This window comes from Pseudomonas sp. IT-P4, assembly GCF_949767755.1.
GTDB classification, from domain to species: Bacteria; Pseudomonadota; Gammaproteobacteria; order Pseudomonadales; family Pseudomonadaceae; genus Aquipseudomonas; species Aquipseudomonas monachiensis.
In genome coordinates this window covers 1-217 of sequence record NZ_CATKPX010000012.1, presented here as the reverse complement: position 1 = coordinate 217, position 217 = coordinate 1, and the positions used below count along the sequence as shown (strand labels likewise).

Annotated in this window: 1 protein-coding gene; it reads left to right on the top strand. The window is 63.6% G+C overall.

Annotation, left to right across the window (positions count from 1 at the left end):
- A partial coding sequence (locus tag ACM6IT_RS00895) for an immunoglobulin-like domain-containing protein (RefSeq protein WP_414917271.1) occupies positions 1-217 on the top strand: 217 nt, incomplete at both ends.

Here is a 217-nt window from a genome sequence, read left to right as displayed (position 1 = left end):
GCTGTCGGCCATCTACACCGCGCCGGTGCAGGGCGACGACGTCTACAACGACCCAAGTAACCTGAGCCTGACCGTCGGCTCGGCCAGCGTCGACGGCAAGGCCTTCGAAAACCTGGTGATCGACGGTACCGCGGCCAATGTGGCCATCACTGACACCGTCAGCGAAGTGATTGCGACCCTGACTGCGGACAAATCCACCGTGGCTGAAGGCGGCCAG